Below are 15343 nucleotides of genomic sequence, written 5' to 3'. Positions count from 1 at the left end.
CGGCGCTCTCGTTTAGGGCGTGCATTAATGCCTGTCGCAAAGTTTGAACGAACCAACGCGTTGCTGCCGCATTTCTCTCTTATCTGGGGCGAGTGCCACTGAGGAGAATGTCATGAAAAGAGTTATTAGCAGCCTGTTGATCGCGACGGCCCTTGTTGGATCGGCTATTCAGCCTGCTGCCGCACGCGATCACCGTCATCACGACAATACTGGCCGAATCATCGCCGGCGGCGTTGCCGCGGGCGTCGTCGGCGGCCTGATCGGCGGCGCAATCGCCAATGGCGGCCCTCGCTACGTTGACGAAGGCCCTCGTTATGTGGAGAGCCCCCGCTATGTCGAACCCCAGCCGAGATGCTGGTATGAGGACCGCGACGTCCGCAACCGCTATGACGGCGGCTATCACGCCGAAACCGTGCGGGTCTGCGAGTAAACACGGGAACGTTGATTTGATCTCTCGGCCGAGGTTGCCTGCCGCAGCCTCGGCTTTTTTCTGCAAAAAATTACGGCCGGCATGCGGTCTGTTGTCATCCTGATCCGCTTCGACGACGTGCCGGAATCCTCCTGGGTGAGCTATCAGCTGCCCACCCAGGATCCGCTGACCATGGCGCAGCGCGCCTTCGAGCTGATGGAGCGGCGGCTTGAAAACCCGGGCCTGCCTCCGGGTTGCGAACGCGTCATTTCCGCAGCTCGTGATCCGCCAGAGCTTCAGACCTTGACCCTCCCACGGCTTTTCGCAGGCGCCATCCTGTGGCAAGAAGGGTTGACGCGTGACCCGGGAGGAAGATCGACGCAGATGAAGGGTATCCGCCAGCTCGCCGAGCATCTCGACATTTCGATCGGAACGGTGTCCCGTGCGCTGAACGGCAAGCCCGACGTCAACGACGAAACGCGCCGGCGCGTGCTCGCCGCCGCCGAGGAACTCGGTTACGTCGCCAACCAATCGGGCCGCAGCCTTCGCCAGGGCACGACCAACGTCATCGGGCTGATGCTCGAAGTGAGCCGCGAGACGGTCGAAAACAGCGACGACTTCTTCCTTGGCGTCACTGACGGCCTGCAGAGGGTGTTTTCCCGCCACAAGCTCGATCTCGTCATGCTGCCCTGCCCCGATGACGAGGACCCGCATGAATATCTGAAGCGCATGGTGGCGCGCCGGCTTGTCGACGCGCTGATCATCTCTGCGACACGACGCACCGACCGGCGCATCGAGCTTCTGGAAAAGGCCCGCATCCCCTTCGTGGCGCTTGGCCGCAGCGCGTCGGGCGGCAGCTACACCTGGATGGATCTCGATTTCGAGGGCGTGGCGACGCGCGGTGTCGACCGGCTGGTCGCCAAAGGGCACCGGCGGATCGCCGTGGCTGTCCCCTCCTCCGACATCAATCTCGGCTACCTCTTCCTCGACGCCTACCGCCAGGCACTGCAACGGCACGGCATCCCCTTCGACCCGGCCCTCGTCATCCGGGTCAAGTCGAGCGAACAGGGCGGTTATCAGGCCGGCCATGAATTGCTGATGATCGGAGAGCGGCCAACCGCGATCATCCTGATCCACGAACTGATGGCGATCGGGCTTTACCGCCGGCTTGCCGAGGCCGGCGTCGTGCCCGGCCGTGACCTCGCCGTGGTCGGTTTCCGCGAGGAGCCGCGCACGCTTTTCCTGCAGCCGACGCTGACATCCTTTCGCATGTCGCTGCGCGATCTTGGTGCGCAGCTCGGCGAAACCCTGCTCGCCACCATGCCGGCCTATGCCGATCATTATCCGCAGGGCGCCCGCAACAGGATCTGGCCGCTGGAACTCGTTCCAGGCGAAAGCGACGCTTTCATGTTGACGGCCTGAAGCGGCCTCAAACCCCGCTCGCAGCTGCCGAATGCTCCCTGTGCGACAGCTGACGCGTGACGACGAAAACCAAGAGGGCTCCGGCAGCCAGGCAGGCGGCCAGGAAGAACATCGGCGCGATCGTGCTGCCGCTTGCTTCCTTGATCCAGGGCACGACGTTCTGGGCGACGAAACCGCCAAGATTTCCAACCGAATTGATGGCGGCAAGGCCCGCCGCAGCCCCCGCGCCCTTGAGGAAGCGTGAAGGCAGGCTCCAGAACACCGGCTGGGGCGCGAAGATCCCGGCTGCGGCAACGCAGAGGAAGGCGAATTGCAAAGTGTGGTTCGGGATCAGCGCCGAAAGCAGCAGGCAGGCGGCGCCGATGAAAGCCGGAATGACGATATAGGGCGTCTTCGATTGCGCCTTGTCGGCCATGGTGGGAACGACATAGAGCGCGATCGCGACCAGCACCCAGGGAATGATGTTGAGGAAGCCGTTCACCGTGTTGCTGACGCCGAAAGCCTTGACGATTGTCGGCAGCCAATAGCTGAGGCCATAGGCCGAAAGCGGAAAGGCGATATAGCAGAGCGCCATCAGCAGGACACGCGGGTCGATGAGCGCCTTGAAACCGTTTCCGGCGTGCTCGCCCATGCCGGCATTTTCGGAAGTGAGCCTTCGTTCGAGCCAATCCTTCTCCTCGCCGCTCATGAAGCTTGCGTTTTCAGGCCGGCCGGGAAGATAGAAGAAGGTGACGATGCCGGCGATCACAGCCGGAACGCCGGTGGCCAGGAAGACCCACTCCCAGCCGGCAAAACCGTAAAGACCGTCGAGATCGAGCAGCACGCCGCCGAGCGGCGCACCGACGGCATTGGCGATGGCACTGAAGATCATGAACAGCCCGACCATCCTGCCGCGATAGGCCGAGGGAAACCACAGCGTCAGCAGATAGAGGACGCCGGGAAAGAAGCCGGCTTCGCAGACACCAAGCAGAAAGCGCAGGATATAGAACATCGTCGCATTCTGCGTGAAGGCGAGCGCGATAGTAACGATGCCCCACGAGACCAGAATGCGCGCGAACCAGACACGGGCGCCGAGCTTGTCGAGGAAGAGGTTGCTCGGCACCTCGAAGAGAAAGTAGCCGATGAAGAACAGCGAAGCGCCGAGACCATAGGCATATTCGCTCATTCCGAGAGCATCGACCATCTGCAGCTTGGCGAAACTGACGTTCTGCCGATCGATATAGGCGATGAGATAGAGAATGCCGAGAAACGGCATCAGCTTCCAGGTGATTTTCGAGATCAGCCGCTTCTCGTCGACCATAAGTATCCTCCGGTATGACCATGCTTCGTCACGGCGTAGATAGAGCGGCCAGCCGATAATCAATTGCGCGTTGCATTTTCTCGGGGGCCGCGACCGGATCATATGGCCGCACCCGGACACCGGGTGCGGCCTGGCTTCAGATCATTCAGCTGGGGCGACGGCGGTGCGGCGGCCGATCGTTGCCTGGGTCAGCACGAAGGCTGCGAAGGCGCAGAGCGCGATGCCGGCGGCCATCGGAACGGCTGTGCCGTCGAAGAAGACGCTCGATATGACCATGGCGACGGCGGCGATCACGAAATGCAGCGTGCCCATCAGCGACGAGGCGGTGCCGGCGATCTCGCCGTGATCCTCAAGGGCGAGCACCGCGCTCGTCGGGATGACGAGGCCGAGGAAGCCGTAGCCGATGAACAGGAAGGTCGCCAGGACAGGCAACTGGTTGAAGCCGGCAGCCATCACCACCGCCATGACGACCATGGCAAGGGCAAAAACGCTGACCGCAATGCGCATGACGCGGACGAGGCCGAAACGCTCGCCGAGCCAGCCCGTCGCCTGCGATACCGCGAAGAAGGAGACGGCATTGATTGAGAAGGCGAAACTGTATTGCGTCGGCGTCAATCCGTAATGCTGGATCAGCACGAAGGGCGAGTTGGCGAGATAGACCAGGAAGCTCGAAATGCCGAGGCCGCCGATGAAGGTCAGCGTCAGGAAGTTGCGGTCGCCAAGCAGCAGGCGGTAGGCAGCCATAGCGCTCTTCAGCCCGCTGCCGCTGCGTTCGGCCGGCGAACGGGTTTCGTCAAGCTGGGTGGCGAGCAGGACGAGGCCGATGAAGGCGGCGATGGTCACGGCCCAGAATACGCCGCGCCAACCGTAAAACTCGATGACGGCGCTGCCCGTCAGCGGCGCCAGGATCGGCGAAATCGAAAAGACCAGCATCAGCAGCGACATCAGGCGGGCGGCCTGGACGCCGGTATGCATGTCGCGGACAATGGCGCGCGGGATGACCATGCCGGCGGCACCGCCGATACCCTGAACGAAACGGAAGGCGATCAGCGTTTCGATATCGGTCGCCAGCGCGCAGCCGATCGAGGCGACGGAAAAGAGGCCGATGCCGAGATAGAGCGGTAGCTTGCGGCCCCACATGTCCGACAGCGGACCATAGACCAACTGGGCGAGCGCAAAGGAGATGAAGAAGGCGAGAAGAGTGAGCTGGGTGACGTTGTTATCGGCATGCAGGTCCTGGCCGATGGACGGCAGCGCAGGCAGATACATATCGATGGCAAAAGGCCCGATGGCCGACAGAAGGCCGAGAATGAGGGCAATGCGAAAGAAGGGAGCCGTCATAATGGTGATCTTTCATAAAAGCGCAGCGGAGATACCGGATCGTCGCTCCGCGGCATTGGCTCTTAAAAGCGGCGTGCGTCCTCTCGGACGCACAAGGACGCTCTGACACTTTAAGTCTACGCATCGTGCTTTCCTAAAATCGGTTCCGATTTTCGGGCCGATGCGCGGGTTCAATGATGATCGTTCGCGCGAAGACGAAGTTGGGAGCTCATATCTCAGCGCGAAACCAGGAGTGTCAATAAATTTGGACACAGATGTAAAATTAGACGCCATTGTCTAAAACGTCAAGACGTCTTATCTTCGCTCTCATGAAAGAACGCATGACACCGGCAGTCCGAATGACGGGGCATACGCAGCGCGGACAATGCGCCAAGCGCATGTCGATCCTCGATGCCGCGGCAGACGTATTTTGTCGCCAGGGTTTTGCCGGCGCCAGCATCGACGAGATCGCCGCTGTCGCCTGCGTATCCCGCCAGACGATCTACAATCACTATCGCGAGAAGGAAACGCTGTTCGTCGCCGTCGTCGAAGACGTCATGAACCGCGCCAACGCCATGCTCTTCTCGGTGCTGTCGACCTTTCCTGAGCGCGCCGACAATCTCGAAGACGAGCTGACGGCCTTCGCCGTGCGCCTCAACAAGAACTGCATCTGCAACCACGACGGAAAGTTCCTGCGCAAGCTGGTGCAGACCGAAGGCGAGCGATATCCGCACCTCTTCGAAAGCTGGCGCCAGCAGGGGCCGGGCAAGCTCACCACGGCACTGTCAGCACTTTTCGGGCGGCTTGCCCATAAGGGGACGCTCGCCATCGACGATTTCGACGTCGCCGCGCGGCAGTTCGTGGCGCTCGGCAATGCCGATCTGCAGATGATGATCCTTCTCGGCGGCACACCCACCGACGAAGAACTGGAAAAGGCGGCGCGCAACGCCGTCCATACCTTTCTCAAAGCCTATGGCAAGCCGGAGGCGGAAAAGGCCGGCCAACCGCCGCAGCTCGCAGCCATATCCGGCTGATCAGGCCCTTGTACGATCGGGTCCTACCGATCAGGCCCATCATTCCCACCCGATCAAGCCCATGCGATCAGGCAAAGACCGTCATTTGTGAGGGTACGACCGCGAACATGCCGACGCGGCGCGCGGCAAGATATTTCACCAGCTGTTCGACAACCGAAGGCAGGACCGGCTTCTGGACCACGCCGACCGCGCCCTTGACGCCGTCAGCCACCACTTCGGGATTGCCGGTCATGAAGACGACGGCAATGCCATGCTCCTGCGCCAGCCGCCGGCCGATTTCGGGCCCGGTCGGGCCGTCGGCGAGATTGACGTCGACCAAAGCGATATCGGCAAGCGGCGCCAGCCGCAGCGCCTGTTCGCAATCATTGGCAAGGCCCGCCACCTGCATGCCCATACCTTCCACCGTCGCCTCGAGATCGAGGGCGATCAGGAATTCATCTTCGACGATCAATACTCTCTGTTTCATCAGATCATCTCGTTGCCAGCGCCGCACGACATTGGTGGCCATGATACGTCCCCTTGGTTACGCCTATACTCCGAAAGAGGGATCCGCTCCGGCAGCCTATCCGACGCGAAACTCACGGCGGTAACGGGCAACTTGGCGATATGTTCCGCGGTGAAACGCCGTTTCTTGTATTTAAGATATTGTTAACGTTGACAAATTCTTAAGAATAAAGAAGCTTAAGAAAAAAGGTGGCGCCCAATCGTGCTCAGTTTCAACCGCGCACCTTCTGAATGGGGACGCGATAAGGCAGTATTAGCCATTCGGTGAGCTTGAAGACGAGGACCAGGTTGAGAAACAAATTTGTCATTTTAGCCGCCGTGGTCGTCAGCTTGTTCGCTTACACGAAATTGATGGCCAGGATCGGCGCCGGCTCACCACCTCCAGATGCGCCGTTGGAGCAACAGGCTGACCGCATTCGCGTTTATAAAACCGAACGTCGCATGGTCCTTCTCAAAGGCGATACCCCCATCTCAACATACCGGATTTCTCTTGGGCAGGCGGCCGATGAGGGTCCCAAGCAACGAGAAGGTGACGAGAAAACGCCTGAAGGGCGTTATGAGATAGACTGGCGCAATCCGAAGTCGATGGCGCATCTGAGCCTGCACATTTCATATCCAGACCCTGATGATCGGCGCAACGCTGAAGCCGGTGGCTTTCCTCCCGGCGGCAATATCATGATCCACGGACTTCCCAATGGCTGGGGCCTATTCGGAAATGCCCATCAACTGTGGGATTGGACGGATGGATGTATTGCGGTCACCAACGCCGAGATGCGTGAGATTTGGGCTCGTGTCCCCAACCACACCCCCATAGACATTATGCCCTGAAGGTTGTGACGAACTCACTGCATCCCTGCGTTCAAAGCCCATAGCCCGGACCGATCAGCCCTTGACCTTCATCACAAGGACCGGTTTGCCGCGGTAGTCGGCGGGAAACAGCGATTTCAGGTTTTCGATCTTCGGTAGGTCGTTGTAAACGATATAGGGATAGGTCGGATTGAGCGTCAGGAAATCCTGATGATAGGCTTCGGCCGGATAGAAGCCTGTCGGTTCGGACACCTTGGTCACGATCGGCTGGGGGAAGACATGCGCCTTGTCCAGCTGGCTGATATAGCTCTCGGCGACCTTGCGCTGCTCGGGATCGGCAACGAACAGCGCCGAACGGTACTGCGTTCCCCGGTCCGGACCCTGAAAATTCAGCTGCGTCGGGTTGTGCGCCACCGAGAAGAAGATCTGCAGCAACTTGCCGTAGGTCACCTGTTTCGGATCGAACTTCACCTGGACGGCTTCGGCATGGCCCGTCGAGCCGGTGCTGACGGTTTCGTATTGCGCCGTTATTGCGTCGCCGCCGGCATAACCGGAGACGGCGCTCTCGACACCCTTCACGTGTTGGAAGACGCCCTGGACACCCCAGAAACAACCGCCGGCGAAAATGGCGGTCTCGGTGCCTGAGCCGGCCGCCTCGTCGACGGCTGGCGGCGGAACGACGACGGCATCTTCGGCCGCGCCTGCGGCACCGGTCCCGAGCGAGAATAGAGTGGCGGCAAGGAGCGCGGCAAGGCTCCTGCGGTGGGAAGACATGGACATGGCGCTACCTCCTGCGATGGCTCAAATCCTTGCTCATCCTCGCAAAAGGCGCAAATCACAAGGCGGTCACTCACGCCGATGTGACAGCCAGACGAAAGCGCCTGTGCGAACATGAAACAGCGCTCAACTTGAGTTGACAATCTCGCGAGGAGTGGGGAGAGTGCCCGCCGGTCAGAGCCAGCATTTCCGGGGGGAACCTATGTCCGTGCGCTCGTTTTTCGCTTTCGCGACAATCGCATTTTCCATGATCGCCGTCAGCTTTCCCGCCGCCGCTGCGGAGACCAAGCGCGACATCCAGACGATCAAGGACGCCGATTTCTTCGGCTTCGATCTTCGCACCGAACAGAACGTCTCGCTCGATCAGTGCAAGACCTCCTGCATCGGCGACAAGAGCTGCAAGGCCTTCACCTACAATCCCAAGGTGAAATGGTGCTTCCTCAAATCCGATTTCAAGACGATGAACGCCTTCCCCGGCGCCATCGCCGGCAAGATCGTCGAAACGGCCGCCCAACAGGAGCGGGATATCGGCGCTGCGCCGCGCCTGACCTTCCTGACGAACGATCTCATCCAGCAGGCTCACGACTTCAAGGATAATCTGACCCTTACCGACGACCAGCAGGGTCAGGGCGTCGACAGCCTGACAGCCAATGCCCGCCTCGACCTCACCGCCAACAACCTGGCCGACGCGCTGAAGTCCTTCCATGGGGCGCTGTCGATCACGCCTGACGACGCCGATCTCTGGCTCGAAACCGCGCGCGCCGCGGCCTCGCTCGGCAGCGCCGAGAGCAACACGACGGGACAGGCCGTGGTCGATGCGCTGAACGGCTACGAGCTGACGCGCACCGCCGCCAAACGCGCCGAGGCGCTGGCCGTGCTCGCCACCGCGCTGGAGCGGAATGCCAACTACCGCCCGGCGCTCGACGCCTATAAGGCGAGCCTGGCGCTTGTCGGCGCCAAGGATGTGCAGGCGGCCTACCTGCAGCTGAAATCGACGCAGGGTTTCCGCGTCACCGAACACACTGTCGATGCCGACAGCGCCACGCCGCGTGCCTGCGTCACCTTCTCCGAGGCGCTGGTCAAAACCACCGATTACACACCCTTCGTGACGCTGAACGGCGAAGCACCGAAGGCACTCGAAACCAAGGACAAGCAGATCTGCGTCGAGGGGCTGACGCATGGCCAGACCTATAAGATCGCCTTGCGCACCGGCCTGCCGTCATCGGTCGACGAGGTGCTGGAAGCACCTGTCAGCGTCGACGTCTACATCAAGGACCGCAGCCAGATTGTGCGTTTCACCGGTGACAGCTTCGTGCTGCCCTCGACGGCGCGCCGCGGCATCCCGATCGTATCGGTCAACATGACCTCGGCCAACCTCAAACTTTACCGCATCGGCGATCGTGCCATCGCGCCGCTGCTGGCCAATTCGCAGTTCCTGTCCCAGCTCGACGGCTACAGCGCTCAAAATATCCAGGACCAGAACGGCGAGCTCGTCTGGCAGGGCTCGATCGACATCGCCAACGAACTCAACAAGGACATCGTCACCAGCTTCCCGGTCGACGAGGCGCTGCCCGAGCGCAAGCCCGGCATTTACGTGATGACCGCAACGGCGGCAAACGGCCCGGCGCAGGAGTGGGATTCGCAGGCGACGCAATGGTTCCTGGTCTCCGATATCGGCGTCACCACCTATGCCGGCACCGACGGGCTCAACGTCTTCACCCGCTCGCTCGCTTCGGCCAAGCCGATATCAGGCGTCGAGCTGCAGCTGCTGGCCAAGAACAATGAAGTGCTTGGCACCGCGACGACCGACGAAAACGGCCGCGCCACCTTCACCGCCGGGCTGATCCGCGGCACGGCGGCACTGACGCCCGCCGTCATTACCGCCAAAAACGGCACCTCGGACTACGTCTTCCTCGACATGACGCGCGCCGGCTTCGACCTTTCCGACCGCGGCGTGACGGGCCGCGCAGCACCCGGCGCGATCGACGTGCTGACGTTTACCGAACGCGGCATCTACCGCGCCGGCGAGACGGTGCATGCGCAGGCGCTCGCCCGCGACACCGATGGCAACGCCATCGAGAACCTGCCGCTCACCTTCATCTTCAGCCGCCCCGACGGTGTCGAAGACCGGCGGATCGTCAGCCAGACCAGCAATCTCGGCGGCTATACCGTCGATTTCCCCACCCAGGAAACCGCCATGCGGGGCACCTGGACGATGAACATCTATACCGATCCCAAAGGCAGCGCGATCGCCACCAAGAGCTTCCTCGTCGACGATTTCGTCCCAGATCGCACCGACATGGAGATCAAGACCGAGGCCAAGGAAGTCGGTCCGGACGCGCCGGCGACGATCACCGTTTCGGGCAAATATCTCTACGGCGCCCCGGCCGCCGGCCTGACGCTCGAAGGCGACGTCGTCGTCAAGCCGACGCGTGAGAGTGCGGCCTATAGGGGCTTCCTCTTCGGGCTCGCCGACGAAGAGGCGAGCGAGGATTCGCGCCTGCCGATCGACGGCCTGCCGGAACTCGACGAGAACGGCGAAGCCTCGACGGATCTGACCATCTCCGAACTGCCGGCCACGACACAGCTGCTCAACGCCACCGTCTATATGCGCATGCAGGAGGCGGGCGGCCGCGCCATCGAGCGCTCCTTGACCATCCCGGTGAAGAACGAGCGCGCGTCGATCGGCATCAAGCCGGAATTTTCCGACGATCTGCCGGAGAATTCGATCGCCAACTTCACGGTGATCGGCGTTGATGCCAATGGACAGAAGCAGGAGACAAAGGGCCTGCGTTGGAAATTCTACAGCCTCAACCGGCAATACCAGTGGTACCGCGAGGGAACGGCTTGGAAATACGAGCCTGTCTACACCGCCGAGCAGGTCTCCAACGGCAGCGTCGACGCGACGATGGACGGCGGCAAGATCTCCGTGCCGGTGACGTGGGGCCGCTATCGCCTCGAAGTGGAAAGCCCCGATGCCGACGGCCCGACCTCGAGCGTCGAATTCGACGCCGGCTGGTTCGTGAGTTCGACCTCGACCGAAACGCCCGACGGGCTGGAAATCGCCCTCGACAAGGACAGCTACAAGATCGGCGAAACCGCCAAGCTGAAAGTCACCTCGCGCTATGGCGGCGAGCTGATGGTGACGGCGGGAACCGAAAAGCTGGTTGCCGTCCAGAATGCCACCATCGGCGAGACCGGCGGCGAGGTCGACATCCCCGTCACGGCTGATTGGGGTGCCGGCGCCTATGTGACCGCCACGCTCTTTCGCCCCGGCGACGCCCAGGACAGCCATATGCCGATGCGCTCGATCGGCATCAAATGGCTGAAGGTCGATCCCGAACAGCGCGCGCTGCAGGTAACGATCGACACGCCCGAAAAGATGCTGCCGCGCGGACCACTGAACATTGGCCTGCAGGTGGCGGGCGCCGGCGCCAACGAGGATGCCTATGTGACGGTTGCCGCCGTCGATGTCGGCATTCTCAACCTGACGCGCTACGAACCGCCGAACCCGGAGGACTGGTATTTCGGCCAGCGCCAGCTCGGCCTTGAAATCCGCGACCTCTATGGCCGCCTGATCGACGGCTCGCTGGGTGCGACCGGCAAGCTTAGGACCGGCGGCGATGGCGGCGCCATCGCGCTGCAGGCAAGCCCGCCGACGCAAAAGCTCGTCGCCTTCTTTTCCGGGCCGGTGAAGCTCGACGCCGAAGGCAAGGCCAATGTCTCCTTCGACATTCCGCAGTTCAACGGCACGGCGCGCGTCATGGCAGTCGCCTGGTCGAAATCAGGCGTCGGCCACGGCGTCAAGGATGTCATCATCCGCGATCCTGTCGTGGTGACCGCAAGCCTGCCGAAGTTCCTCTCTCCCGGCGACAAGGCCAATCTGCGCCTCGACATCGCCAACACCGATGCGCCGGCCGGCGACTACAAGCTGCAACTGACCGGCAATGACGCAGTCGGCATCGAAGAAGCATCCGCCTCGCAGACGATCCGCCTCGAGGCCGGCGCGAAATCCGAGTTGACGCTTTCGCTCATCGGCAAACAGCCAGGCGCCGGCAACGTCTCGATCAACCTCTCCGGCGCTTCCGGCCTTTCGCTCGACCAGACGCTCGACGTGCCGGTGCGCCCGGCCTCCTTGCCGATCACCGAACGCAGGGTGCTGGCGCTGAAGCCGGGGGCAAAGCTCACCGTCGACAAGAACCTGCTCGCCGACAGCGTGCTGCCCGGCGCCTCGATCAGCGTCAACGTCACCCGTTCGGCAGCCTTCGATATCCCAGCGCTGCTGATGACGCTCGACCGCTATCCCTTCGGCTGCGCCGAGCAGACCACCAGCCGGGCGCTGCCGCTGCTCTATCTCGCCGAAGTGGCCAAGCAGGCGGGCATGGCAGACGACGACGATGTGAAGAAGCGCGTGCAGGATGCGATCTACCGCGTGCTCTCCTATCAGGCCTCGGCCGGCAGCTTCGGTCTCTGGGGACCGGATTCGGGCGATGTCTGGCTTGATTCCTACGTCACCGATTTCCTGACGCGGGCCCGTGAAATGAAATACGACGTGCCGGAAAGAGCTTTCGTCCAGGCGCTCGAAAACCTGCAGAACACGTTGTCCTACACCACCGACATCAAGGGCCAGGGCGACCAGATCGCCTATGCGATCTATGTGCTTGCCCGCAACAAGAAGGCCGCGATCAGCGATCTGCGCTACTATGCCGATACGATGATCAACGACTTCCCGACGCCGCTCGCCAAGGCGCATATCGCCGCCGCGCTGGCGCTCTATGGTGACGCGCAACGTTCGAAGAATATTTTCCTCGACGCGCTGCGGATGTCGGAGCAGTCGATGGTGTCACGCGTGAACCTGTCGCGTACCGACTACGGTACGATCCTGCGCGACGGCGCGGCGATCCTGGCGCTCGCCGCCGAAAGCCGGCCGGTCCCGCCTGTCATCCCGGAACTTGCCAAGGCGGTCGGCAAGGAATGGGAGCGCAGCAGATATAAGAGCACGCAGGAAGAAGCCTGGATGCTGCTTGCCGCGCGCGCCATCCAGGGCGGTGACGATGGCCTGAAGGTCGATGTCAATGGCGCCGCGCACACCGGTGCCTACATGGCACGCATGACCGGCGATGCCTTGGCTGACCATCCGCTGACGCTGACCAACCAGACAAACGACACGGTTTCGGCGGTTGTCACCACCGTTGCCGCCCCGACGGTGCCGCTGCCGGCCGGCGGCGACGGCTTCACCATCGAGCGGACCTATTACACGCTCGACGGCGAGCAGGCGAATGTCAGCGAGGCGAAGCAGAACGAACGCTACGTCGTCGTCATCCATGTGCGCGAAACCAACGACTGGCCGTCGCGCATCGTCATCACCGACCTTCTGCCGGCCGGCTTCGAGATCGACAATCCTAACCTCGTCGATAGCGCCCAGATGACGAATTTCGACTGGATCGGCGAGATCTCCGCCGCCCATACCGAATTCCGCTACGACCGCTTCGTCGCCGCCTTCAACCGCGCGGCAGGCGACAACCGCGAATTCAACGTCGCCTATGTCGTGCGCGCCGTTACCCCCGGCACCTACGACCATCCGGCCGCAAACGTCGAGGACATGTACCGGCCGGAGCTTTCGGCCCGCACGGCAACCGGCAAGATGGAGGTCGTGACGGCGCAACAATGAGGCGGTGGCACAAGTTTGCGATCGGGTCGGCTGCCGGCATCGTTGTTGCCGGTGCGGCTCTCTTTGCGCTCGATGCCGCCGACAAGGCCTTTCCGCCGCCGCTGGACAGGGCAAATGCCGTATCCGCCGAAGTGCTGGATGCCGACGGGCAATTGCTGCGTGCCTTCGCGACGTCGGAAGGCCGCTGGCGGCTGAAGACGGCGGTCTCCGACGTCGACCCGCAATTCCTGCGCATGCTGATCGCCTATGAGGACCAGCGTTTCTACGACCACGGCGGCGTCGACCCCTGGGCGCTCGGACGCGCTGGCGTGCAACTGATCAGCAACGGCCGCATCGTCTCCGGCGCCTCGACGCTGTCGATGCAGGTGGCGCGGTTGATCGAGCCGCGCGAAGGGCGCTCGCTTTCGGCAAAACTCCTGCAATTGGTGCGCGCCATGCAGATCGAGCGGCGGCTGTCGAAGGAACAGATTCTCGACCTCTATCTCACACACGCGCCCTATGGCGGCAATCTGGAAGGCGTGCGCGCCGCAAGCCTTGCCTATTTCGGCAAGGAACCGCGGCGCCTGACGATCGCCGAGGCGGCGTTGCTCGTCGCCCTGCCGCAATTGCCGGAACGGCGCCGGCCGGACCGCAACCTCAAGGCCGCCGAGACCGCGCGCAAGCGCGTGCTCGACCGCGTCGCGGTCGCTAGAGCCGTTGGCGACGGCGAAGCGGAGCGGGCTGAAGGCGTCGCGGTTCCTGCGCGGCGCATGCAATTGCCCGCACTTGCCGCCCATGTCGCCGAATCAGCACTTCGCAAGGAGCCGACGGTTCTCAAGCATCAGACGACGCTGAAGAAACAGGTGCAGCAAGGGCTGGAGGCAGTTGCGCGGGCAGCGGCATTCAAGCTCGGGCCGAAGCTCTCGCTTGCCATGGTGATGGCGGATGCGCAGACGGGCGCGATCGTCGGCGAGGTCGGCTCGGCCGATTATTTCGATGCCAGCCGCTCCGGCTGGATCGACATGACGCGCGTCAACCGCTCGCCGGGCTCGACGTTGAAGCCCTTCATCTACGGGTTGGCCTTCGAGCAGGGCTTGGTGTCCCAGGAGACGATTATCGAAGACCGGCCCGCCGATTTCTTCGGTTATCGGCCGCGCAATTTCGACATGAGCTATCAGGGCGACGTCACCGTGCGCGAGGCGCTGCAGCTTTCGCTGAACGTGCCGGCCGTAAAGCTGCTCGATGCCGTCGGGCCGTCGCGGCTGATGGTCCGCTTTCGCCGCGCCGAGGTTCGCCCGGTCCTTCCGCCGAACGAGACGCCGGGGCTTGCGATCGGTCTTGGCGGCGTCGGCATCACCCTGAAGGATCTGGTGCAGCTCTATACGGCGCTCGCCAATCGCGGCCAGCCGGCAAGGCTCGGCGACGGCGTCACCGGTGCACCGGCCAAGCTCGACGGCGAACCGCTGCTGGAACCGGTCGCGGTCTGGAACGTCGCCGATATCCTCTCCGGGGTCATTCCGCCCGCCGGCGCGCCGCAGCGCGGCATCGCCTACAAGACCGGCACGAGCTATGGCTATCGCGACGCCTGGTCGGTCGGCTATGATGGGCGCTATGTGCTCGGCGTCTGGGTCGGACGGCCTGACAATAGCGCCGTGCCGGGATTGACCGGCTATGGCACCGCCGCGCCGATCCTGTTCGAGGGGTTCGCCAAGTCAGGCATCGCGACGACGCCGCTGCCCCGCCCGCCCGCAGGCGCCGTGCGCATCGCCCAGTCCGAGCTGCCGATCAGCCAGCGGCGTTTCGCCCTCAATGCCAGCGGCCTGCTCGCCTCCGGCCGCGAGGCCGCGCCTCAGATCATCTATCCGCCCGAGGGCGCGCATGTCGATCTCGGCGCTGGGCAAGGCAACCTGTCACCGCTGATGCTGAAGCTCCAGGGCGGCCGCGCCCCCTTCCGCTGGCTTGCCAACGGCAAGCCGCTGCCCGATCTCTCCCGCCGGCGCATCCAGCAATGGCTGCCTGATGGCGGCGGCTACTCGAAACTGACCGTCATCGACTCGGCCGGACGCGCCGCAAGCGTCGGCGTCTTCATCGATTGAGGGAACAAAACCCAGCTGCAACCG

General features: G+C 62.8%; 10 protein-coding genes and 1 pseudogene. 7 read left to right on the top strand and 4 right to left on the bottom strand.

Annotation, left to right across the window (positions count from 1 at the left end; genetic code table 11):
* The first annotated feature begins 112 nt into the window (after window positions 1-112).
* The 3 genes and pseudogenes from AC244Q_RS28435 to AC244Q_RS28425 all read left to right on the top strand — a co-directional run bounded on the left by AC244Q_RS28435 (window position 113) and on the right by AC244Q_RS28425 (window position 1831).
* On the top strand, window positions 113-430 hold the full coding sequence (locus tag AC244Q_RS28435) for a hypothetical protein (protein WP_003553482.1): 318 nt from the start codon (window positions 113-115) through the stop codon (window positions 428-430).
* A gap of 93 nt (window positions 431-523) precedes the next feature.
* Window positions 524-716, top strand: a pseudogene (locus AC244Q_RS28430) (transcriptional regulator); the annotation flags it as partial.
* Between the two features lie 77 nt (window positions 717-793).
* Window positions 794-1831 (top strand): LacI family DNA-binding transcriptional regulator, encoded by a 1038-nt coding sequence (locus tag AC244Q_RS28425; protein WP_003553479.1) that lies wholly within the window; start codon window positions 794-796, stop codon window positions 1829-1831.
* A gap of 7 nt (window positions 1832-1838) precedes the next feature.
* On the opposite strand, the gene AC244Q_RS28420 is transcribed toward AC244Q_RS28425, so the two are convergent.
* Together AC244Q_RS28420 and AC244Q_RS28415 are read right to left on the bottom strand one after the other, a co-directional pair.
* Window positions 1839-3131 (bottom strand): MFS transporter, encoded by a 1293-nt coding sequence (locus tag AC244Q_RS28420; RefSeq protein WP_003553477.1) that lies wholly within the window; start codon window positions 3129-3131, stop codon window positions 1839-1841.
* A 141-nt stretch (window positions 3132-3272) separates the two neighbouring features.
* Window positions 3273-4472 (bottom strand): multidrug effflux MFS transporter, encoded by a 1200-nt coding sequence (locus AC244Q_RS28415; RefSeq protein WP_012763564.1) that lies wholly within the window; start codon window positions 4470-4472, stop codon window positions 3273-3275.
* Window positions 4473-4744: 272 nt separating this feature from the next.
* On the opposite strand from AC244Q_RS28415, the gene AC244Q_RS28410 reads away from it, so the two are divergent.
* A complete protein-coding gene (locus AC244Q_RS28410) occupies window positions 4745-5485 on the top strand; it encodes a TetR/AcrR family transcriptional regulator (RefSeq protein WP_041935813.1) in 741 nt (246 codons plus the stop codon).
* Between the two features lie 67 nt (window positions 5486-5552).
* Here the strand turns inward: AC244Q_RS28410 and AC244Q_RS28405 are convergent, their stop codons facing one another.
* Window positions 5553-5993: a response regulator gene (locus AC244Q_RS28405; RefSeq protein ID WP_012763566.1), complete on the bottom strand. Its 441-nt coding sequence runs from the start codon at window positions 5991-5993 to the stop codon at window positions 5553-5555.
* A gap of 284 nt (window positions 5994-6277) precedes the next feature.
* On the opposite strand from AC244Q_RS28405, the gene AC244Q_RS28400 reads away from it, so the two are divergent.
* The gene (locus tag AC244Q_RS28400; protein ID WP_012763567.1) at window positions 6278-6817 is read left to right on the top strand and encodes a L,D-transpeptidase family protein; all 540 of its coding nucleotides are present in this window, start codon (window positions 6278-6280) and stop codon (window positions 6815-6817) included.
* Between the two features lie 54 nt (window positions 6818-6871).
* On the opposite strand, the gene msrA is transcribed toward AC244Q_RS28400, so the two are convergent.
* A complete protein-coding gene (gene msrA, locus AC244Q_RS28395; RefSeq protein ID WP_017996839.1) occupies window positions 6872-7576 on the bottom strand; it encodes a peptide-methionine (S)-S-oxide reductase MsrA in 705 nt (234 codons plus the stop codon).
* 199 nt (window positions 7577-7775) lie between these two features.
* Here msrA and AC244Q_RS28390 point away from each other — a divergent pair, with 199 nt between their 5' ends.
* Both AC244Q_RS28390 and pbpC read left to right on the top strand, forming a co-directional pair.
* A complete protein-coding gene (locus AC244Q_RS28390) occupies window positions 7776-13244 on the top strand; it encodes an alpha-2-macroglobulin family protein (RefSeq protein WP_128407041.1) in 5469 nt (1822 codons plus the stop codon).
* Window positions 13241-15319, top strand: coding sequence for a penicillin-binding protein 1C (gene pbpC / locus AC244Q_RS28385; protein WP_128407042.1), 2079 nt, complete (start codon window positions 13241-13243; stop codon window positions 15317-15319). The genes AC244Q_RS28390 and pbpC overlap by 4 nt, the downstream gene beginning before the upstream one ends.
* Window positions 15320-15343: the final 24 nt, after the last annotated feature.

The sequence above is a fragment of the Rhizobium sp. CB2179 genome (assembly GCF_057653455.1).
This window is presented reverse-complemented; position numbering and strand designations above follow the sequence as displayed.